Annotated in this window: 20 protein-coding genes; 13 read left to right on the top strand and 7 right to left on the bottom strand. The window is 51.9% G+C overall.

Annotated features, from left to right (window positions below; all coding sequences use genetic code 11):
- Positions 1–67 precede the first annotated feature (67 nt).
- Positions 68–2506 carry an ATP-dependent helicase HrpB gene (gene hrpB / locus SJI19_RS14985; protein ID WP_416347552.1) on the bottom strand — a complete coding sequence of 813 codons (2439 nt, stop codon included), beginning with the start codon at positions 2504–2506 and terminating at the stop codon, positions 68–70.
- A 79-nt stretch (positions 2507–2585) separates the two neighbouring features.
- On the opposite strand from hrpB, the gene thpR reads away from it, so the two are divergent.
- From thpR to panD, 9 genes are all read left to right on the top strand, one after another.
- Positions 2586–3143, top strand: coding sequence for an RNA 2',3'-cyclic phosphodiesterase (gene thpR, locus SJI19_RS14980; RefSeq protein ID WP_323479070.1), 558 nt, complete (start codon positions 2586–2588; stop codon positions 3141–3143).
- Positions 3140–3844, top strand: a complete 705-nt coding sequence (gene sfsA / locus SJI19_RS14975) for a DNA/RNA nuclease SfsA (RefSeq protein ID WP_323479069.1) — start codon at positions 3140–3142, stop codon at positions 3842–3844. The genes thpR and sfsA overlap by 4 nt, the downstream gene beginning before the upstream one ends.
- 320 nt (positions 3845–4164) lie before the next feature.
- Positions 4165–4620, top strand: a complete 456-nt coding sequence (dksA, locus tag SJI19_RS14970) for an RNA polymerase-binding protein DksA (RefSeq protein ID WP_323479068.1) — start codon at positions 4165–4167, stop codon at positions 4618–4620.
- Between the two features lie 85 nt (positions 4621–4705).
- Positions 4706–5614 carry a tRNA glutamyl-Q(34) synthetase GluQRS gene (gluQRS, locus tag SJI19_RS14965; protein WP_323479067.1) on the top strand — a complete coding sequence of 303 codons (909 nt, stop codon included), beginning with the start codon at positions 4706–4708 and terminating at the stop codon, positions 5612–5614.
- A gap of 59 nt (positions 5615–5673) precedes the next feature.
- Positions 5674–7074, top strand: a complete 1401-nt coding sequence (pcnB, locus tag SJI19_RS14960; protein ID WP_323479098.1) for a polynucleotide adenylyltransferase PcnB — start codon at positions 5674–5676, stop codon at positions 7072–7074.
- A gap of 3 nt (positions 7075–7077) precedes the next feature.
- Positions 7078–7584, top strand: coding sequence for a 2-amino-4-hydroxy-6-hydroxymethyldihydropteridine diphosphokinase (gene folK / locus SJI19_RS14955; RefSeq protein ID WP_323479066.1), 507 nt, complete (start codon positions 7078–7080; stop codon positions 7582–7584).
- A 168-nt stretch (positions 7585–7752) separates the two neighbouring features.
- Positions 7753–8547 carry a 3-methyl-2-oxobutanoate hydroxymethyltransferase gene (gene panB / locus SJI19_RS14950; protein WP_323479065.1) on the top strand — a complete coding sequence of 265 codons (795 nt, stop codon included), beginning with the start codon at positions 7753–7755 and terminating at the stop codon, positions 8545–8547.
- 65 nt (positions 8548–8612) lie between these two features.
- Entirely contained in the window at positions 8613–9467 is an 855-nt protein-coding gene (gene panC, locus SJI19_RS14945; protein WP_323479064.1) for a pantoate--beta-alanine ligase, read from the top strand.
- 69 nt (positions 9468–9536) lie between these two features.
- On the top strand, positions 9537–9917 hold the full coding sequence (gene panD / locus SJI19_RS14940) for an aspartate 1-decarboxylase (protein ID WP_323479063.1): 381 nt from the start codon (positions 9537–9539) through the stop codon (positions 9915–9917).
- A gap of 103 nt (positions 9918–10020) precedes the next feature.
- Here the strand turns inward: panD and SJI19_RS14935 are convergent, their stop codons facing one another.
- Both SJI19_RS14935 and SJI19_RS14930 read right to left on the bottom strand, forming a co-directional pair.
- A complete protein-coding gene (locus SJI19_RS14935) occupies positions 10021–10791 on the bottom strand; it encodes an ABC transporter permease (protein ID WP_323479062.1) in 771 nt (256 codons plus the stop codon).
- Positions 10788–11723, bottom strand: coding sequence for an ABC transporter ATP-binding protein (locus SJI19_RS14930; protein WP_323479061.1), 936 nt, complete (start codon positions 11721–11723; stop codon positions 10788–10790). Before SJI19_RS14930 ends, SJI19_RS14935 begins: the two co-directional genes overlap by 4 nt.
- A 109-nt stretch (positions 11724–11832) precedes the next feature.
- Here SJI19_RS14930 and can point away from each other — a divergent pair, with 109 nt between their 5' ends.
- Positions 11833–12489: a carbonate dehydratase gene (gene can / locus SJI19_RS14925; RefSeq protein ID WP_323479060.1), complete on the top strand. Its 657-nt coding sequence runs from the start codon at positions 11833–11835 to the stop codon at positions 12487–12489.
- Between the two features lie 39 nt (positions 12490–12528).
- Here can and hpt read toward each other — a convergent pair whose 3' ends face one another.
- Positions 12529–13062, bottom strand: coding sequence for a hypoxanthine phosphoribosyltransferase (gene hpt / locus SJI19_RS14920; protein WP_323479059.1), 534 nt, complete (start codon positions 13060–13062; stop codon positions 12529–12531).
- Positions 13063–15063: 2001 nt separating this feature from the next.
- Between hpt and SJI19_RS14915 the strand changes: the two genes are divergently transcribed.
- From SJI19_RS14915 to speD, 3 genes are all read left to right on the top strand, one after another.
- Positions 15064–15411: a YacC family pilotin-like protein gene (locus SJI19_RS14915; protein WP_323479058.1), complete on the top strand. Its 348-nt coding sequence runs from the start codon at positions 15064–15066 to the stop codon at positions 15409–15411.
- A gap of 109 nt (positions 15412–15520) precedes the next feature.
- Entirely contained in the window at positions 15521–16393 is an 873-nt protein-coding gene (speE, locus tag SJI19_RS14910) for a polyamine aminopropyltransferase (RefSeq protein ID WP_323479057.1), read from the top strand.
- Between the two features lie 39 nt (positions 16394–16432).
- Positions 16433–17251 (top strand): adenosylmethionine decarboxylase, encoded by an 819-nt coding sequence (speD, locus tag SJI19_RS14905; RefSeq protein ID WP_323479056.1) that lies wholly within the window; start codon positions 16433–16435, stop codon positions 17249–17251.
- 117 nt (positions 17252–17368) lie between these two features.
- Here the strand turns inward: speD and SJI19_RS14900 are convergent, their stop codons facing one another.
- The 3 genes from SJI19_RS14900 to acnB form a co-directional block, all read right to left on the bottom strand.
- Positions 17369–17734: a YacL family protein gene (locus SJI19_RS14900; RefSeq protein ID WP_323479055.1), complete on the bottom strand. Its 366-nt coding sequence runs from the start codon at positions 17732–17734 to the stop codon at positions 17369–17371.
- Between the two features lie 163 nt (positions 17735–17897).
- Positions 17898–19274 carry an ankyrin repeat domain-containing protein gene (locus SJI19_RS14895; protein ID WP_323479054.1) on the bottom strand — a complete coding sequence of 459 codons (1377 nt, stop codon included), beginning with the start codon at positions 19272–19274 and terminating at the stop codon, positions 17898–17900.
- Positions 19275–19652: 378 nt separating this feature from the next.
- Positions 19653–22250, bottom strand: coding sequence for a bifunctional aconitate hydratase 2/2-methylisocitrate dehydratase (gene acnB / locus SJI19_RS14890; RefSeq protein ID WP_323479053.1), 2598 nt, complete (start codon positions 22248–22250; stop codon positions 19653–19655).
- Positions 22251–22695: the final 445 nt, after the last annotated feature.

Here is a 22695-nt window from a genome sequence, read left to right as displayed (position 1 = left end):
ACCGGCGGATAAGCCGCCTACTCTATTCCTCAGCCTAGGAACCCGGCAGAGGAAATCTCTGAAATCATTATTGCGAGTACTTTTTGGTACGCCTGGTCGCTACTGCCTGAGCCGGATTATCCGGCCACAGGTGTTTGGGATAGCGCCCTTTCATTTCTTTTTGCACTTCACGGTAAGCGCCTTGCCAAAATGCCGCCAAATCGCGGGTGATCTGCAACGGGTGGCGTGCGGGTGACAATAGCTCCAGCACCAAACCAACCCGCCCTTCCGCCACCGTAGGGCTTTGCCGCTCGCCAAACATCTCCTGCATTCTGACCGCCAGCGCCGGCGGCTCGCCGCGCTGGTAACGAATGGGTAGGCGGCTACCGGTGGGCACAGTGTAATGGCTGGGCAGCACAGTATCCAGTCGTTGACGCTGCGAGTAGTCCAGTAACCGCATTAAGGCTTCACCAAGATTGACCTGGCGTAGGGCGCGCACATCATGCACACCGTGCAGGGAAGGCTGTAGCCACTGGGCTAATGTTGCCAACAACCCGGCATCATCCACCGCCGGCCATGGCCGCTCCGGCAGCCACTCACGGGCACAAAACAGGCGTTCGCGCAGTTGAAGTGCGGGTTCATCCCAATTGAGCACGGACAACCCCTGCTCGGCAATCCAGGCCATCAGCGCCTGCTGCATCAGCTCGGCGGAAGGTTTAGCCTGTGGCTGCTCACGCAGCACCAACTGACCCAATTGCTCCCGCCGCAGCACCCGTAAAGCACCCTTGTCCTTGTCCCACGCCATGGCGGTGGTCACGGTCAGCCAATCGGGATGGTCCGTCGTCAATGCCGCAATGTCCACCGGCAGCGCTAGCCGAATGCTGGCGTCAGGACTGGCAGATAACTGGAGTAAACCTGGGGCGATCAGCCATTCATAGCCTGACAATGGATCATCAGGATACAACGCGCCCCCCAGGCCGTTGGCCAGTTGATAACGGCCCGTCGCATCGCGGCGGCGGGCGATACAATCACGAAAACCCCAGGCCAGCAACCCGGGCGCCAGCGCGCTGTCCGGGTTGCCCCAGCGGGGCGACAGCCGCTTGGCCAATTGTTTGGCACGGCGTAACCAATGAGGCATTGGGTGTGCCAGATAATCGCGCAGATCGGTCGATCCGGCTCTTGGTGGCTCCTCCAGAATTGCCGCCAGCAGGGCGGCGGTCGCCAAGCCAGATCCGGTGCGATGACCATGGCAGAGCATCGCCGCCAGTCGCGGATCACAACCTAACTCCCCCATCGTGCGCCCGGCAGACGTCAGCCGCCCCGACACATCGACCGCGCCCAATTGGCGCAGTGTACGGTTGGCCGCCGCCAACATGGGATCGGCCGGTAGGTCAAGCCAGCTTAATTGCTGTAAATCGTTACAGCCCCACAGCAGCAGTTCCAGGCAAAATCCACTTAAATCGCTGTGTAATATCTCCGGTTGGCTATGTTCGGGTGCGCGCTCAGCCTGTCCCTGACCAAACAGATGCCAGCATACCCCGGGCGACAGTCGTCCGGCACGGCCAGCACGCTGCGCCATTGACGCCTGACTGATACGTTGCGTTTTCAATCGGCTCAGGCCGCTGCGTGGATCGAATTCGCTCACCCGCTCCAACCCACAATCCACCACCAGTCGGATCCCTTCGATGGTCAGACTGGTTTCGGCGATATTGGTCGCCAGCACCACTTTTCGCCGTCCATCGGCGGCCGGCCTAATGGCACGTTGCTGTTCGTCCAGCGACAAAGCACCGTACAGTGGGCAAAGATCCACCTCCGGGGCCACGCTGGCGCTTAACAAGGCCAGAACGCGACGGATCTCGCCGACCCCAGGTAAAAACAGTAACAGCGAACCGTCGTACGACTGTAACATCCGGCCCACCGCTGCGGCGATCGCCGGTTCCATACGGCCCTGGGTGGGCAACGGATGGTAGGCCCGCTCCACCGGGAAGCTGCGGCCGACGGAACTGATTGTCGGTGCGTCGGGCAACAACAACATTAACCGACGGTCATCAAGCGTTGCGGACATAATCAACAGGCGTAAATCCGCACGCAGGCCTTGCTGCACATCCAATAACAACGCCAGGGCCAAATCGGCCTGCAGGCTACGTTCGTGAAATTCATCCAGAATCACCAACGAGATGCCGGTCAGCTCCGGATCCTGTTGCAGCATCCGCGTTAAGATCCCCTCAGTCACCACCTCCAATCGGGTGTCAGGACCGCTGCACACCTCAGCGCGCATCCGGTAACCCACTGACTGCCCAGGACGTTCACCCAGAAGCTGCGCCAATCGCAACGCTACGTTTTTGGTAGCCAAGCGACGCGGTTCCAACATCAATATTCGTCCCGGCAGCCCGGCGCGCCGTAAAATCTCTAACGGCAACCAGGTGGATTTACCCGCGCCTGTAGGTGCGTGCAGCAGGATTTGCGGCGCAGTTTGCAACGCGCTGAGCAGTTCATCGACAATGGCACTGACCGGTAAGGACGCCACAACGTCTCCATAAAAGGTTAACATTCCGAGACGGGCATTGTAGCATCGCTTGATTGAAGGACAGAAATTAAGGAATCCGATGACCGCAAGCCGCCGACTCTTTTTCGCCTTGGCGTTACCCGAGTCTATTTGCCACCAGGTGGTGGATTGGCGCGCCGGGCATTTCCCCATAGAAACCGGCCGGCCAGTGGCGGCGGGGAATCTGCATCTGACGCTGGCGTTTCTAGGCGATGTCAGCGCCGATAAGGAGCGAGCGCTTCGTGCCGCTGCCATCCGATTGCAACAAAAGTCCTTTACCTTCACGCTGGACGATTGCGGGCATTGGCCCGGATCTGGGGTGGTCTGGCTCGGAATGCGCCGCGCGCCGCGCGGGCTGCTGCAATTGGCGCAGTGGCTGCGATCGCGCGCGGCCCGCAGCGGATGCTACCAACATCCGTTACCTTTTCACCCGCATATCACGCTGTTTAGGCAGGCAACTCACGCGGTGGCCCTGCCACCCGCCGCGCCGGGGTGGCATATTGAAGCCGATAGTTTCGGACTGTATGCGTCGAGTGATGAACATGGCCGTAGGACTTACAAATTGTTGCAAAACTGGCCGTTGGCCCCACAAGAAGGATTCGCCCCGGGACCGCTATGAAATTCAGCCCTATGTTAAAACCAGCCCAACTGGTTTCACGCTATAAACGTTTTCTGGCGGATGTGATCACGCCGGACGGGGAAGCATTAACCCTTCATTGCGCCAATACGGGCGCCATGACGGGCTGTGCCGTGCCCGGTGACAGGGTTTGGTACTCCACCTCAGATAATCGTAAACGCCGTTATCCATATAGTTGGGAACTAACGGAAACCACTGGTGGTCAATGGATAGGTGTCAATACTCTGCGTGCCAATCAGCTCGTTGGCGAGGCGCTGCGCGCCGGTGTCATTGCCGAACTTGCCGGCTATGATCAACTGACGGCGGAAGTACGCTATGGCGTAGAAAATAGTCGGATTGATTGGTTATTAGCAGCGGAAAATCGCGCCGACTGCTATATTGAGGTGAAATCCGTCACATTACTGCAACAGGATTCAGGTTACTTTCCAGATGCGGTGACATTACGCGGACAAAAACATTTAAGAGAATTACAAGCAATGGCGGAACTGGGCCATCGTGCCGTACTGTTTTTCGCGGTGTTGCACTCCGGGATCACCCGGGTTGCCCCCGCCCGGCACATTGACCCACATTATGCCGATTTGGTATTGCAGGCACAGCGCAATGGCGTAGAAATTATTTGCTACGGTGCGCAATTATCACCTGACGGCATGTGGTTAGATCATACATTGCCGTTATTTATTTAAAGGCGGGTTTAGAGGAATTAGGGTAAAACATCCCGATTTTCCTCATGTTACCCTCCCGCCCGTTACGCCTTTCTTCACAGTCTTGTCAAGTAGGCGTCAGGAATAATTGCCAACTTCCACGCCATCTGTTATTTATAGCGGCCTGTTTTTCCCCACATTGGGGATCGATATACCCTATAGGTTCCGAATTGCGGGAAAGCGGCTAGCGAGAAAATGCCGAATCACTGACTCAAATAAGTGATTCGGGTAAACCAGCGCGGTCAACGCACCTGCAACGCGTAATATGACGGGTATAGTGCGTGTTAAGAAGGAGAAGCAACATGCAAGAAGAGCAAGACCGTAAGACATCCTCCTTGAGCATTCTCGCCATCGCCGGGGTGGAACCGTACCAGCAGAAGCCGGGTGAAGAGTACATGAACGCGGCTCAACTGCTGCATTTTCGTCTCATCCTCGATGCATGGCGTCACCAGCTTAGGGATGAAGTGGGTCGGACTGTTTCACATATGCAGGACGAAGCGGCCAACTTCCCTGATCCGGTGGACCGAGCCGCTCAGGAAGAGGAATTTAGCCTCGAACTGCGTAACCGTGATCGCGAGCGTAAGCTCATTAAGAAGATCGAAAAAACGCTGAAAAAAGTCGAAGATAAAGATTTCGGCTACTGCGATTCATGTGGCGTTGAGATCGGAATTCGCCGCCTGGAAGCGCGGCCAACCGCCGATTTGTGCATTGATTGCAAGACCCTGGCTGAAATCCGCGAAAAGCAGATGGCCGGTTAAATAATCAATTCGGATTACCGCGGTGTGACCCAAGGAACAGGGTCGTGACACCGCGATTTCCGTATGGATTCTTTTTACCTACTCTATGGCTGCACACAGCACTTACCTGGGGCGCTTTGCCCCTTCGCCTTCGGGCGCCCTACATTTCGGCTCCTTGATCGCCGCGCTGGGAAGTTTTCTCCAGGCCCGCTCGTGTTGCGGACAGTGGCACGTACGCATTGAAGATATCGATCCCCCACGCGAAGTCCCCGGTGCCGCCGAGACTATTTTACGGCAATTAACCCATTATGGGCTGTATTGGGACGGACCCGTTGTCTATCAATCCCAGCGCAGTCAGGCCTATTTGGACGTACTCGCCGATCTGGCGCAACGTGGACTCAGTTATCACTGCGATTGCACCCGTGCCCGCATCCAACACCTTGGCGGTTGCTATGACGGTCACTGCCGCCAGCGCCACTTAGCTGCACACAACACCGCAGTGCGCTTGCACCAGACGCTGCCCGTTCTGGGTTTCCACGATCGCCTGTGTGGTGATATCCAGGCTGATCCGGCGCTGGCGCGGGAAGATTTTATCATTCGTCGTCGCGATGGACTGTTTGCCTATAATCTGGCGGTCGTGGTTGACGATGCGGCGCTAGGTGTGACCGAGGTGGTGCGTGGTGCGGATTTAATCGAGCCGACCGTTCGCCAATTGGCACTCTACCGGCAATTAGGTTATAAAGAACCGGGTTATTTGCATTTGCCGCTGGTATTGACCGCTGACGGCACTAAATTATCCAAGCAGAACCATGCGCCAGCGCTTTGCGATGGCGACCCCCGCCCGATACTTGCCGATGCGTTAGTTTTTTTAAATCAACCGTTAACGCAAGGCTGGCGGGATATGAGCCTAGAGAGTATGGTAGACTGGGCCATTATGCATTGGTCCCTGGCGACCATTCCCATTTCGCCGCAGGGCACAACACATGCCCATGCATTCTCAAAGGGTGCAGGGTGAGCTATGATTAGCTGCTGTTTTTAGATGCTCCTGTTTATTTGTTACTATTGAGGTGTACTATTTTTACCCGAGTAGCCAACTTCTGCCGTAAAGTGCTTAGCCGTGAAAGTACGGAGGCAACGCCACCACCTGAGGATAGACGCTCTTTGACGATTATCCCGCGCGACCAGCACTCCATCTCCCGTAAAGAGATCAGTGAAAATGCACTGAAGGTGCTTTATCGTTTAAACAAGGCGGGATACGAGTCTTATCTGGTCGGTGGCGGTGTACGCGATCTGCTGCTGGGGAGAAAACCAAAGGATTTTGATATCACCACCAACGCCACGCCGGAACAGATGCGTAAGCTGTTTCGTAACTGCAGGCTGGTAGGCAGACGGTTTCGCCTGGCCCACGTGATGTTCGGACCGGAGATCATCGAGGTGGCGACCTTCCGGGGTAACCACCTTACCCAGGTCGTCGATGACAACGTGCCCGTCGCTGCGCTGCAGGGGCAAAACGGCATGCTGCTGCGGGATAATATCTTCGGTTCCATCGAAGAAGATGCCCAACGCCGGGATTTTACCATCAATAGCCTCTACTACAGCGTGGCTGACTTTTCCGTGCGGGATTACACGGGTGGACTGCGCGATTTGCATGACGGCATTATTCGTTTGATTGGCGATCCTGAAACCCGCTACCGGGAAGATCCAGTACGCATGCTGCGCGCGGTAAGATTTGCCGCCAAAATGAACATGACCGTCGAGGCGGCTACCGCCGAACCGATTCCACGCTTGGCATCGTTACTGCATGATATTCCGGCGGCCCGGTTGTTCGAAGAATCGCTTAAGCTGCTGCAGGCAGGTTATGGTGAGCCGACCTATCGCCTACTGTGTGAATACCAGTTGTTCCAACCGATGTTCCCATTAATCAGCCGCAACTTCACGCCCGACAGCGACAGTTTCATGGAATGCATGATCACTCAGGTGCTGAAAAACACCGATCAGCGTATTCACAGCGACATGCGGGTGAATCCAGCATTCCTGTTTTCTGCCATGCTCTGGTACCCACTGCTGGAGCAAGCGCAGAAGTTGGCCCAGGAGGGTGGGTTGGCTTATTTCGACGCGTTTTCGCTGGCCTTGAATGATATTCTCGACGAGCAGTGCCGTTCGCTGGCCATACCCAAACGACTCACCACGCTGATGCGCGATATTTGGACGCTGCAACTTCGGCTGTCCCGGCGCCAGGGCAAACGCGCGTTTAAGCTGATGGAACATCCGAAATTTCGCGCAGGCTACGATCTACTGGCACTGCGTGGCGAAGTGGAAAATAATGCCGAGCTGAAACGTCTGACGCAATGGTGGGGTGAATTTCAGGTCGCCGCACCACCGCGACAGAAGAACCTGCTGACCACGCTTGGAGATGAAAAACCCTCCCGGCCACGTCGCCCGCGCCGTCGCACGCCGCACCGCGATCCCGCATAAGACATGGCGTGGGTATGGTTAGCCATCGGCAGCAATCTGGCGCAACCGCTGGCGCAGGTCAGCGCAGCGCTAAGCGCCCTGTCCCGTCTGCCGCGTACCCGTTTGGCCGCCTGCTCTTCTTTTTATCGCAGCCGGCCGCTGGGGCCGCAGGATCAACCTGATTACCTCAATGCGGTCGTGGCGCTTGAGACCCGGCTATCACCCGAACAACTGCTTGATCACACCCAGGCGATCGAGCAGCGGCAAGGCCGCACACGCAAGGCCGAGCGCTGGGGCCCACGCACATTGGATCTCGATATTCTGCTGTTTGACGACCTGACGCTGCACACCACGCGGTTAACGGTCCCTCACTATGATATGAAAAACCGCGAATTTATGCTTTATCCCTTGGCCGAACTGGCTCCCGACCTGAGGTTCCCCGACGGCGAATACTTAAGCGATCGATTATCACAAGTGCCCATCAACGGGTTAACGCTCTGGACGCCAGATTCTCGTCCACGGCGCTGGTAGCCGCGCCCCTCCCCTATCCCACTCACCATTGCACGACTTATCGGCCGGATACGCAAGCGGGTTGACCGCATGTTTTCCACAGACAATGCTATCGCCGGTTAACAGGTTCCTTTAGAATAATCCGCCATTGCCTACCCATAAGACGTTACCGCCCAGACGGAGGTTGTGATGAAAATGACCACTATTTCGCATTTGCGCGCCAAAAAACAGCAGCAAAGTAAATTTGCTTCAATTACTGCCTATGACGCCAGCTTTGCTCGCTTGTTTGAACAAGAAGGTATTCAGGTGATGTTGGTGGGCGATTCATTAGGCATGACCATGCAGGGCCACGGTTCCACGCTGCCGGTCACGGTGGACAATATTGTCTACCATACGCAATGTGTGCGTCGTGGCGCCCCGACGTGCCTATTGTTGGCCGATCTGCCGTTCATGTCCTACGCTACTCCGGCCCAAACCTTTGAGAGCGCAGCTACCCTGATGCGCGCCGGAGCCAATATGGTGAAACTCGAAGGCGGCAGTTGGCTGGCAGAGACCGTTAAGGGGCTGACCGAACGTGCGGTACCCGTATGCGGACACCTGGGATTGACCCCCCAGTCGGTGAATATATTTGGCGGATATAAGGTCCAGGGCCGCGACGAAGACAGTGCAGAACAACTGCTGCGCGATGCGTTGGCTCTTGAACGCGCCGGTGCGCAACTGCTGGTATTGGAATGTATTCCGGTGGCGTTGGCACAACGCGTGACCCAAGCATTGGTTATACCGACCATTGGCATTGGTGCCGGCAACGTTACCGATGGACAAATACTGGTCATGCAGGACGCACTGGGCATCACCGGCCAGGGCACGCCCAAATTCGCCAAAAATTTCCTGGCGCAGGGGGGCGATATCCGCTCGGCGGTGAGCGGATTTATCCACGACGTCGAACAAGGCCTGTTTCCCGGCCCGGAGCACAGTTTTCAATAAGCAAACCCGATCAATTTGACGTTGCAGGATACTGTGATTTCACAGTGACACACAGGAGAGCTAGCGTGTTAATTATAGAAACTCCACCGGTATTACGACAAACGGTTAAGCGGTGGAAGCTGGAGGGCAAACGCATTGCGCTGGTGCCGACCATGGGTAATCTGCACGATGGCCATATGTCCCTGGTGGATGAAGCCCGCGCCCGCGCCGATCGGGTGATCGTCAGTATTTTTGTTAATCCGATGCAGTTTGACCGCCCCAATGATCTGGCCGCTTATCCGCACAGTCTGCAGGAGGATTGTGAAAAACTTACCCGCCGCGGTGCAGATACGGTTTTTGCCCCGGCGGCGGCAGTGATTTATCCACAAGGACTGAGCGAACAGACCTATGTTGACGTTCCACGCTTTTCCGGCATTCTAGAAGGTGCCATCCGCCCGGGTCATTTTCGTGGGGTGGCGACCATCGTGAGCAAATTATTTAATTTAGTACAGCCCGATATCGCCTGTTTTGGCCAAAAGGATTATCAGCAACTGGCGTTGATTCGCCAAATGGTCACCGACATGGGCTACGATATCGAGATTGTCGGCGTGCCGACGGTACGGGCGAAAGACGGTTTGGCCTTAAGTTCGCGCAACGGTTATCTCACCGCGGATGAACGGCTACTGGCGCCACAGTTGCACGAGGTGCTGGAGTTTATCGTCACCCAGATGAAAAATGGCGATCGGCAAATCGATGACCTGCTGGCGCAAGCGGCACAACGCTTATCTCAGGGGGGCCTCAAGCCCGATTCGCTGGACATTCGCGACGCGTCTACCCTGCGCCCGCTGAACGCTGACAGCGCCAGGGCGGTGATTTTGCTTTCCGCCTGGCTGGGCAAAGCGCGGTTAATTGATAACGCAGCGGTCGATTTAATCCTTTAGCCGGATTAGCGACCGGGTTTATTCTATCCTCCGGTTCCGATGGGAACAGAGACGAAAAGGTTTAACGTTATGCTACGGACTATGTTGAGAGGTAAGCTGCACCGGGTCCATGTTACCCAGGCAGATCTGCACTACGAAGGCTCCTGCGCCATCGATCAGGATTTTCTCGACGCGGCGGGGATACTAGAATATGAAGCCATCGATATCTACAATATCAACAATGGCCAACGGTTTTCCACCTATGCTATCGCCGCCGAACGTGGTTCTCGCATCATCTCGGTTAACGGCGCTGCGGCCCGCTGCGCCTGCGTAGGTGATCTGCTGATCGTCTGCGCCTACGTGCAGATACCCGACGAAGAAGCCCGCCACCATCAGCCCAAAGTGGCCTACTTCGACGCTGACAACCAGTTAAAACGCACCGCAAAAGCCGTACCGGTACAGCTGGCCTAACGGCCTGGGCAGCGCGACAAACCCCAGGAGCTTACATGAGTAAAAGACTGGGGTGAGCGAGGACAGCCAACGCACCTGTAGCGCGAAGTATGACGGGCATACTCTAGGTCCGCAGCCCAGTCCCCCTCTCTATCAAATACCAGCACCAGCCATAAAATACCAAAATAAACACCACCAATACCGACAAGGTGAAGGTGAGCGGCACGTCGCTTATGCCGAGGAAACCAAACCTAAAACCGCTAATCATATAAACAATGGGATTGAGTTTCGATACTGCCTGCCAAATCGGCGGCAACAAGGAAAGAGAATAAAACACCCCGCCCAAATAGGTTAACGGCGTCAATACAAACGTCGGAATCAGGCTGATATCATCAAAAGTTTTGGCAAATACCGCATTGAGCAGCCCGGCCAAAGAGAACAACACGGCGGTTAAAATAAGCGTCACACCGACCACCCACCAGGAGTGCACATGGAACGGCACAAAAAACAGCGATATCGCCGTGACCAGAATGCCGACACAAATCCCGCGCGCCACCCCACCGCCAACGTAGCCGGCAATGATCACATGGGTTGGCACCGGTGCCACCAGCAGTTCTTCAATATTACGTTGAAACTTGGCACTGAAAAACGATGAAGCGACATTGGTGTAAGCATTGGTGATTACCGACATCATGATAAGACCAGGCACAATAAACTGCATATAGGAAAACCCATGCATTTCACCAATGCGTGACCCAATGAGATTACCGAAGATAATAAAATAAAGGGCCATGGTGATCACCGGTGGCACCAGCGTCTGGATCCAGATACGGCCAAAACGGTTAACTTCCTTGCGCCAAATGCTTTTTAACGCAATCCAATATAAATGCATCATTTAGCGGCCCTCTTGCTGGCCCGGTCGTCTTTAACCAGTGAGACAAACAACTCTTCCAAGCGGTTGGCTTTATTGCGCATGCTTAATACCTGTACCCCTTGGGTACTTAATTGGCTGAATAAGCTGTTCAGACCTTGCTCGCGCATCACTTCCACTTCCAGAGTGCTGGTATCAAGCAGTTGGTGACGATATCCCTGTAGGTTCGGCAGCGGGCTTTTCGCTGCCAAATCAAGGATAAAGGTTTCAGATTTTAACTTGCCCAGCAGGTTGCGCATGGAGGTATTTTCCACCAGTTCACCATTTTGGATGATGCCTATATTGCGGCAGAGCATTTCTGCTTCTTCCAGATAATGGGTAGTGAGGATGATCGTGGTGCCGCTACTGTTGAGATCACGTAAAAACCCCCACATGGAACGACGCAGCTCAATATCTACCCCGGCGGTGGGCTCATCAAGGATCAGCAGTTTGGGTTCATGCATTAATGCACGGGCTATCATTAAGCGGCGTTTCATCCCACCGGACAACATCCGCGCCCGCTCACTACGTTTGGTCCATAGGTCCAGCAGTTTTAAATATTTTTCCGCCCGAACCTCTGCGAGTGCATGCTCAACTCCATAATACCCAGCTTGGTGCACCACGATTTGCTCGACGGTTTCGAACGGATTAAAATTGAATTCCTGCGGTACCAGACCTAACTGCCGTTTAGCGTTAACAATATCTTTATCGATGTCATAGCCAAACACCCGGGCTTTGCCGGCCGTTTTATTTACCAATGAGCTAATAATACCGATAGTGGTAGATTTGCCTGCGCCGTTCGGACCAAGCAAGGCATAAAAATCACCGGCCTCCACATTAAGATTAATCCCTTTTAACGCCTGTACGCCTCCTGCGTAGGTCTTGGTCAACTGCTCCAACTCCAAAGCATATGTCATATGTAACGGGTTACCTTATCCTAAACGAAAGTGACGAATTATTTTAAAAAATTGCCCGAGTAGCCTATATTAACGCATAGCATTAGGTCGTTACGGGCTAAAAACCACAATGAGAGACATTACAAACCTTATCAGCAACAACCAAATCTGGTCCAAGCACCTCAAAGAAGAAGATCCAGGTTTTTTTGAACGATTAGCACTGGCTCAGAAGCCTCGATTTCTCTGGATTGGCTGCTCGGATAGCCGGGTACCGGCGGAAAAGTTGACCGGGCTGGAACCCGGTGAATTGTTTGTCCATCGCAATGTTGCCAACCTGGTCATCCATACCGATCTCAACTGCCTGTCGGTAGTGCAATACGCCGTGGATGTGCTTGAGGTCGAACATATCATTATTTGCGGCCATTATGGCTGCGGCGGCGTTCAGGCAGCCATTGATAATCCTGAACTGGGTTTGATAGACAACTGGCTACTGCATATCCGCGACTTGTGGTACAAGCATAGCTCACTGCTGGGCGAGCTTCATCCCGACGAGCGAATCAATACCTTATGTGAAATAAACGTGATCGAACAGGTTTACAACCTGGGTCATTCTACCATCATGCGTTCGGCCTGGAAACGCAGTCAAAAAGTGACGCTGCATGGCTGGGTATACAGTATACATGATGGTTTATTGCGCGATCTCGATGTGTCTGCCACCAGTCGCGAAACCCTGGAACAACGTTACCGCCAAGGCATCGCCACGCTATTGCACCCGCATGAGAGTTGATTGCGTTTAGCCGGGCAGGTATCTGCCCGCGCAAGGAACTCAGTCCTGCATAACCACTTTGCCCACATAGGGCAAATGCCGGTAGCGTTGGGCATAGTCGATGCCATAACCCACCACGAATTCGTCGGCGATGGTAAAACCCACCCACTCGACTTGCACCGGCACTTCGCGGCGATCGGGCTTATCCAACAGCGTGCAGATGGCCAAGGATTTAGGCTGGCGTAGCTGCAAGATTTCGCGGACCTTACTCAGCGTATTGCCGGAATCGATGATATCTTCCACAATAAGCACATCCTTGCCACGAATGTCTTCATCCAGATCCTTTAAAATTTTCACATCCCGGGTGCTGCTCATGCCGCTGCCATAGCTGGAGGCGGTTATGAAATCCACTTCGTGGGGTACCGTCACGGCCCGGCACAGGTCGGCCATAAAAATAAAAGACCCTCGCAGTAGGCCGACTAACACCATATCACTGCCGCTGTGCTGGTAGTGTTGGTTGATCGCTTGGCCAAGCTGAGCGATACGCATCGCAATATCCTGGGCGGGAATCATAACTTCCACAGTGTGTTTCATAACAAAGTCGCATACAAAAATAAAGTGAGGGAACAGATTTTACCATAACCTGCAGCGAGGGGCTTGAAATACGATCGATGAGTAATGCGTCACCACCCTTTTTAACCGGCGATAACGCATTATCGGTGAATCTAACAACAAGGATACCCATTGGTGGGAACAGTCACAACGTTGCTGCAAGGGCTCCAGTTGCCGTAGCGGTCTTGTGCGTATACGTAAAAATTATACTGCCGCCCTGGGCATAAATCGCAAATTTGACAGAAGTTATCATAGGTGACCGCCACTTCGGCACAATCCTTGTAAACGTGGAAGCAGGTATTGCGGGCGTTGCCATTATTCCCGTGCCACCTCAGATTTACGCTCACTGATTGTTGGACCTCCGCTTTTAAATCACAGGGCGCGGCGGGATAACAGCATCCCCCTTGATTATTCGGTCTGGCATTAGAAAACACCGTGTCATAGGGTGAAAACGTTGATGGATTAGCGTTTGGCTGTGGCATACAGGGTGCGGCGGGATAACAGCATCCCCCTTGATTATTCGGTCTGGCATTAGAAAACACCGTGTCATAGGGTGAAAACGTTGATGGATTAGCGTTTGACTGTGGCATACAGGGCGCGGCGGGATAACAGCGTCCTCCTTGATTATTCGGTCTGGCATTCAAAATCACCGTGTCATTTGGTGAAAATGTTGATGGATTAGCGTTTGGCTGTGGTTGTGACGGCGTGGGATAATGAGGTCCACAATCGGGATAGACCGGTTGCGAACCCTGCGTCTGGACTGTCAACATGTTGCTGTAGACAGCATTGCCTTGACAGCGTTTGATGCCCACCACATAGAGATTGTGATAAGAACAAGGGCATAAGCCGACAACGGTGTAGCAACTCGCCGACGTGCCGCCAACAACCGATGAACCATCATAAATATAGAAGTAGGTATATTCATCACAACCACAATCCCCTGTTCGCCAATCTAAAGAAATCGTATTACAGCTAACGGATATACAGCATAAATAAATAGATGATGGCACCGGGTAGGAATGAGTCGACGCCGTAGCGACTCCAGTTTGACATGTCATATATTAGCCTCACATAAATAATATTATTAAGCGGTGATGTTGTCACACACGATTTCCCCCTACATCAAGGGCATAGCTGTTCAACATGTATCTTCCGTGAAAAATATTAAAAAACCATATCCATTATGAATTAGATAAAAATAGTTCATCCCATGGGGAATATAAACAAAGGAATAGTTAATCCGTATGTAAAAAGCACTTTATTGATTTACAATAAAACCATGTCGATACAACATGGGGGGATTTTACTAAAAAAAGACTCAAAAAACCTTACCTTCATCACGTTATACTGACATCACCTCTACCATAATTTGGAACGTTTATTGCCTTATTTAGTGTTAAAATTATTTAGTCCTCACCTCTACCATAATTTGGAACGCTTATTGCCTTATTTAGTGTTAAAATTATTTAGTCCTCACCTCTACCATAATTTGGAACGCTTATTGCCTTATTTAGTGTTGATATTATTTAGTGCTTAAATAATAACTCATTTTGGTTGCATGAGAATAATAAACAATTATGTCGCCGTGGAATTTATTCACACCGATGGCAAAAAATAGCACGATAATAGTATAGTTATGCTGTAGTGACGATGTAGTGACGATGTAGTGACGATGTGGTTATGTCAGATAAAGCAGCCACTCAACCACCACCATTCAGTTTAAACATTAGCATCAACCGCAGGTCCCTGAGTCTCAGCTTTGCCAAGACGCGCCTCCAGCGTACAATCGGTGCATCACCGCTCATGTCCGAAGCCTGGCGAAAGGGCATTTTTTTATTTAAGGAGACGGGACAATTAGCGCAACTTGCTCCATAATTGAGTATAATATCGCTAACGTCACCCATCTGGCGCACGAAGAAAATCCAGGGCGAAAATCATGAAATATGATAACGCCAGTCTCTAATTTTTGATTCAGGCTTTAACATGAAACACTCCCTATTGGTGATGCTGTTGCTCGGGATACTGGGTTTTTCCACTGCGTCACAAGCCTTAACCGAACCCGAAGCCGAAGATATGGCTGATTTAACCGCCGTGTTCGTTTTCCTTAAAAATAATTGTGGCTATACGGATATGCCAAATGCACAGATCCATCGCGCCATTCTCATCTTCGCTCAACAAAACCGTTGGGATCTCAGCAATTACGGCAGCTACAACATGCGTGCCCTGGGTGAGGACAGCTACCACGATCTAAGCGGTATCGCCATCCCCACGCCGAAAAAATGTGAAAGCCTGGCCACCAATTCGCTCAGTCTGCTCGCCTACGCTAAATAGCGCATCTGTATTTTCGTTAGTGTGAAAATCATCCGTGCAACCCGGTACGGATTTCGCTATTATATTGCGCCGTTTTCCCATGGCGGTAACGCCGAGGATCAGCCTGATCATGCCACAGCCTATTGAGTCACCTACAGACACCTGGAATGAGACGCTGCACGCCCATTTTGGCCAGCATTTCACCATGGATACCCTTTTATATCGGCAAAAAACCGACCTCCAGGATTTGATTATTTTTGAAAATGCTGCCTTTGGTCGCGTCATGGCATTGGACGGCGTGGTACAAACCACGGAACGCGATGAATTTATTTATCATGAAATGATGGCCCACGTGCCGCTTATCGCGCACGGACAGGCCAAAAAGGTCTTGATTATCGGCGGTGGGGACGGCGGCATGCTGCGCGAAGTCAGTCGTCATACTGGCGTGGAGCAGATCACCATGGTTGAAATTGATGCCGGGGTGATCACTTTTTGCCGCCAGTATTTACCTCGACATAGCGCAGGTGCGTTTGACGACCCGCGTTTCACATTGGTTATCGACGATGGAGTGAATTTTGTTACCGGCAGCCAAGAAAAGTTCGATGTGATCATCTCCGACTGCACCGATCCGATCGGGCCGGGTGCCAGCCTGTTTACGTCTGATTTCTACCAGGGCTGCGCACGTTGCCTGAATGAAGGTGGCATCTTTGTCGCACAAAACGGTGTCTGCTTTTTACAACAGGATGAAGCGGTAAATAGTCATCGCAAGCTCAGCCACTATTTTGGCGATGTCAGTTTTTACCAAGCGGCGGTGCCCACCTATTACGGGGGCATCATGACCTTCGCTTGGGCCAGCCAACATGCTGCGTTGCGCCACCTTGACCCGGAAATATTGCGCCAACGCGTGGCGGCGGCGGGACTTGAGTGCCGCTATTATAACCCAGCAATACATAACGGCAGTTTTGCCCTGCCACAATATTTACTGAATGCCTTAACAGCTTAATACTGATACTAACGGCATCCATTAAGGGGGTGAACTCAATTGCAGAAGCTAAAACTACACGGCTTTAATAATCTCACCAAGAGCTTGGGTTTTTGTATTTATGATATTTGTTATGCCAAAACGGCCGATGACCGCGATGGTTATATTGCTTATATTGATGAACAATACAACGCTAACCGGCTTACCGAGATTCTGACCGACACCTGTGCGATGATTGGGGCCAATATACTGAACGTTGCGCGGCAGGACTATGAACCCCAAGGCGCCAGTGTGACCATTTTGGTCAGTGAAGATCCGATAGATCCCCACAGCATAGATAAGTCAGAGCATCCCGGACCGTTGCCGAACTCGGTAGTCGCCCATCTAGACAAAAGTCATATTTGCGTACATACCTACCCAGAAAGCCATCCTGAAGGTGGACTCTGTACCTTTCGCGCGGATATCGAAGTCTCAACCTGCGGCGTGATTTCACCGCTCAAAGCATTGAACTACCTGATTCATCAGCTTGAATCCGATATTGTGACCATGGATTACCGGGTTAGGGGTTTTACCCGTGATATCAATGGCATCAAATATTATATAGATCATGAAATCAATTCTATCCAAAACTTCCTTTCTAAGGATATGAAAGCCCAGTACCACATGATGGATGTTAACATCTATCAAGAAAATATTTTTCATACCAAAATGATGTTAAAAGATTTTGACTTAAAGCATTACCTATTCAATGCAAAACCGGAAGATTTAAGCGCCACCGAGCGCAAAGAAATTACCGAGCTGCTGTATAAAGAAATGCGGGAGATTTATTATGGTCGCAATCTACCGGTTATAACGGGTCAACAGTCATCATCATTTTAGAAAATACTGGTCTGTGGCTTCCTTTTCATTGCATCATCCAATGTAAATGAAGCCAACACACCTGAAGTATGAAGTATGAAGTATGAAGTATGCCGGGTATATCGCCCTTGATAAAACTCACCAGGTATGACGACAAAAATCGCGATATTGAGTGACAACCTGTAGAAAATCCTCGGCGCCACATAATGACAGGCTCTCCTCATCGTAATAACTTAAACCTTCCTCCAATTCGTCAGTGACAAAAGCGATATCATTGGCACGCACGATAACTTCTTCGCCATCGGTCCACAGCGTATATTCATGACCGATGCACTGCCAGCTATCTTGACCACCGGCTAACCGGCGCAGATTGTCTTCAACCTGATCCAACAGCGCAAGATCGCCCTTGACCTCTTCATTGAACCAGTGGCCAAGCGCTTCATGTCCCATGGAAAAGGTGACGCTGACCTGCCCAGAGATATCGCGAATAAAATCATAATCCATAGCTGTATACCCTAAATAATCCGCGTAACGGCAAGGCAGCGCCGCGCTCAATCAATCTGGCTACCTGATGGTAGTGATTTTACCCTTTTGTCAGCGCAAGATCGTTAGCTAAGTTGGATTTTACCGAGTGCCCCGGTCAAATGTCACGGATTTAACCCCGTATTTAGCCAAACGGCAGCACCCTTCTTAGCCAGCGGAAGGCATGGGTAGCAAATGTAGACTGGGTGGCGGTGGCGGAATTGATTGGCATATATTGCATGATTAAGCCTTCCACCGGCGTATGGCCAGACTCGATCGCATAATGTAACGCCGTCTTATTAACATGATCCTTAATGGCAACGTTGGCACCACGTTCGAGCAGCGTCTCCACGATTTGCAAGGCACCGCGCTGTGAAGACCACATTAACGCGGTTTTCCCTTCGTCGTCGACGGCGTTAATATCGGCGCCTTGCGCCAATAACGCCTCGATAGCCGAAATATCATCACGTTGCGTGGCGTGGAGTATTGCAATATTATCCTCAGGGTTGATGGGTGTGATGCTAATGCGGCCTAGGTTACCCAGCAAGCTATCCACCCCGATTTCTGGGTTGTCGCGAGATGCCGGCTCAAGCGCTTTTTTCACCCGGTCCTCGCGGTTGGCTAACCGCAAGTCGGTGCTGCTTACTGCAAGTTTCCTTTTTGGTCGCAAACCGTTAGTGACACCCGCCCAAAGGGGAAACTGATGGTCAACGGCAGGCCTATCACTTCGCGCATGCTGACCTGCTGAAAACAACTTAAGGTATATGCTCTGATGATTATTTTTTCTAGCATACATTAGCGCCGACATTCCTGTGGAATCAGCATATCTGATACCCTTAATATCGCCGAAAGCTTGATAAAAAGTAAGAAGTATATCCACTACCTCACTATGACCGTTCTTCGCCGCATAAATCAGCGGTGTTCTGTTATGGTCTGAGGTGCTCACCACGTAGGGATTGGCTCCTGAGGTGATTAATTTTGTCAATTCAGCAACACAGCCTTTCATTGCCGCCTTGGTTAACAACGTTCTTCCCTGATAAAGTGTGGTATCAATAGCGATGTTGTTATTTTCAAATTTTTCATTTTTCCTGGCGACACTCGCACAAACATCTGCAGCCGAGCTGCCGGATGTCATCCCATCGGGATCTTTTACGCCATGCCCATGACGATGACGATGCCCGGTGTTATCGGCAGTCTGCTGTTTCAGGGTATCGCCACTTTTCTCTGGGCTAATGGGTAGATCGCCTAATTGGCGTTTTCCTCGCCGTCCCTGCGGTTGCCCTGCATAGATAAGACTTTTTTGTATGGGCTCCCGTTGGGTATCATCATGTTCAACATGATTTATTTCTTGGAAAACAACATATTTTGAGAGGGAATTTCTGACGTAACGCAACGAATCATTCAGCGATTCTTGTTGAACCCCCCACCGGTTAAAAGATGCATGAGTGAAGTTATCACGAGTATATATTCCTTTGGTGGTAGTAATGTTATTTACCGCGCCAAAACGCATTTCGCCAATCATAATGCCTACTACTCCATTTTGTCATAAGAACATCTATTTTATAACGAAAAAACCCGTTAATTTCCATATTGAATTAAGCAAAGAGTCTTAGTAGACTCAATCGTCGATAGGTTTAGGGAATATTGTTATGATAATAACAAAATAAATAATAACCACATCACTTAAAATAACTTAATAATTATACCGAGATAATTCGCGTTGCAGGCAGGGGGGGATGAAGGGTAGGGTTCTTATTATTATATTCTGCATACATGCCTATCGAATGACATTCCTGGAGAGCAATTTATCTATAGAGCCAAACATATTTTGCAAAGACGGGATATTAGCATTTACCGATGTGCTGCGGCAGACTTGCCGCAGCACAAGATGAAGGCACAACTACACTGCAGTCTGGAAAATCACCTGTTCTGCTTTATCGGTATATTCCGCCAATTTATTAAAGTTCAGATAACGATAGGTATCTGCTGCTGTCTTGTCCACCAACGCAATGGCTTGCAAATACTCTTCCACCGTCGGTAGACGTCCCAATAACGAGGTCACCGCCGCCAATTCCGCCGATGCCAGATAGACATCCGCATCATTGCCAAGACGGTTAGGGAAGTTACGCGTTGAGGTAGATACCACAGTCGCACCGTCGGCCACCCTCGCCTGATTGCCCATACACAAAGAACAGCCCGGAATTTCGATGCGCGCACCGCTTTTGCCAAACACGCTGTAATAACCTTCTTCGGTTAACTGCGCAGCATCCATTTTAGTGGGTGGCGCCACCCAGAGGCGGGTTGGTAGTTGACCTTTATGCTGATCGAGCAATTTACCCGCTGCGCGGAAATGACCGATGTTGGTCATGCAGGATCCGATAAACACTTCATCAATTTTATTGCCGGCCACCTCAGAAAGCAGACGCGCATCGTCCGGATCGTTTGGTGCACACAGTATTGGCTGGTTAATCTCCGCCAGATCGATATCAATAATGGCGGCATATTCCGCATCCGCGTCAGCTTGCAGCAAATGCGGTTCGGCCAGCCAGCTTTCCATACCCTTGATCCGCCGTTCCAGCGTGCGTCGATCGCCGTAACCTTCGCTGATCATCCATTTCAACAACACAATATTGGAGCTGAGGTACTCGACGATCGGTGCCTGGTCCAGTTTGATGGTACAACCGGCTGCCGAACGTTCCGCCGACGCATCCGCCAATTCAAAGGCTTGTTCCACCTTAAGTTCAGGCAGTCCCTCGATTTCCAGGATCCGGCCGGAGAAGATGTTCTTTTTGCCTTTTTTCTCTACCGTCAACAACCCTTGTTTAATCGCATAATAGGGAATGGAATGCACCAGGTCACGTAGCGTAATACCCGGCTGCATTTTGCCTTTAAAACGCACCAGCACCGACTCGGGCATATCCAACGGCATCACGCCGGTGGCGGCGGCAAACGCCACCAGGCCCGAACCGGCCGGAAAAGAGATGCCGATAGGGAACCGGGTATGGGAATCACCACCGGTACCGACGGTATCAGGCAGTAACATACGGTTTAGCCAGGAATGGATAATGCCATCTCCCGGACGCAGTGAAACCCCGCCGCGGTTCATAATAAAGTCCGGCAGCGTGTGGTGGGTCAACACGTCTACCGGTTTTGGGTAGGCGGCGGTATGGCAAAACGACTGCATCACCAGATCGGCGGAAAAACCCAGACAGGCTAAATCTTTCAGCTCATCACGGGTCATTGGACCGGTGGTATCTTGCGAACCCACCGAGGTCATTTTGGGTTCACAATACTGTCCCGGACGGACCCCCGTCACACCACAAGCCCGGCCAACCATTTTCTGCGCCAGGGTAAACCCCTTGGTGCTGGCGGCCACGTCGCGGGCGTGGCGGAAAATCTCACTGGCGGGTAAACCCAGCGACTCGCGGGCGCGTGAGGTCAGGCCGCGGCCGATAATCAGCGGAATACGGCCGCCGGCACGCACTTCATCCACCAGCACCTCGGTATTGAGTGCGAAGGTGGCCAACAGTCGGTCGGTATCGTGCAGACGGATTTCACCGTTAAACGGGTAGATGTCAATCACATCGCCCATATTCAGCTCGGTAACATCCACTTCAATCGGCAGCGCGCCCGAGTCTTCCATGGTATTAAAAAATATGGGCGCGATTTTACTGCCCAGAACTACCCCACCACCCCGTTTATTGGGCACATACGGCAGATCATCGCCCATATACCATAATACGGAGTTGGTGGCGGATTTACGCGATGACCCGGTGCCGACCACGTCACCCACGTAGGCCAGTGGATAACCCTGTTGGTTAAGCGCCTCTATCTGCCCGATAGGCCCGACGCTACCCGGCTGATCAGGATTGATGCCTTCGCGGGCATTCTTGAGCATCGCCAAAGCGTGCAGCGGGATATCCGGTCTCGACCATGCGTCAGGTGCGGGTGACAGATCGTCGGTATTGGTTTCTCCGGTAACTTTAAACACGGTTACGGTGATTTTTTCCGCCAGTGGCGGACGCGACAAAAACCACTCGGCATCGGCCCAGGCGTGCATCACCTCAAGCGCATAAGCATTACCGGCTTTGGCCTTGGCTTCCACGTCATAGAAACTGTCGAACATCAGCAGCATTGATTTTAATACCCCGGCGGCAATCGGTGCCAGCGTGGCATGATCAAGCGCATCCACCAGTGGTTGTATATTATAACCACCCTGCATGGTGCCGAGCAGTTCAATCGCACGCTCGGGGGAAATCAGCGGGGAATGGGCATCGCCTTTAGCGATCGCCGCCAGAAAGCCGGCTTTGACATAAGCCGCTTCATCCACTCCAGGGGGGACCCGATGAGTTAACAGGTCAAGTAAAAAGGTCTCTTCGCCGATCGGCGGGTTTTTCAGCAGTGTCACCAGCGTCGCCACCTGTGCAGCATCAAGCGGCTTAGGTACGATCCCCTGGGCAGCACGCTCGGCCACGAGCTTACGATAGTCTTCTAGCACGACATTCTCCTCGTTTTTATAAGTTATTGCTCACATCAACCGCTATCGACCATCGTTTTGGCCTGGCCGCGTCGCGTCTACTGATTCCCTTGAAGTTACTGATGTCACAGCATGTAATGACATCAGTAAATCTTGTCTTGCCACATTGATTGGGTGATAACCCGCGACCAACATGAACGGGCGTAACATCCGCGCGGTAACAGCGCTAATACCTTGCCTTTTCGTGCAGCCAGTCTACCAGCAATTGGCCATCTTGTTAATTTGTTTACATCTAAGCAACATGAATTTTTCGCTGAAACGTTAAGGCATTAGCGCATTATAGACATGACAAATTAACACTTTTTTAAGTGCAACAGCCATAGCTGCCACGCATAAAAACACGATCAACGAGCAAAGAAGGCGACGCAACCTCACCGAGGTAGTCATGACGTATCGATGCTCTCCG

This window comes from Acerihabitans sp. TG2, assembly GCF_035013185.1.
In the GTDB taxonomy this organism is placed as follows: Bacteria; Pseudomonadota; Gammaproteobacteria; order Enterobacterales; family Enterobacteriaceae; genus Acerihabitans.
The sequence above is the reverse complement of the archived record's forward strand: the minus strand, read 5'-3'. Positions and strand labels throughout refer to the sequence as shown.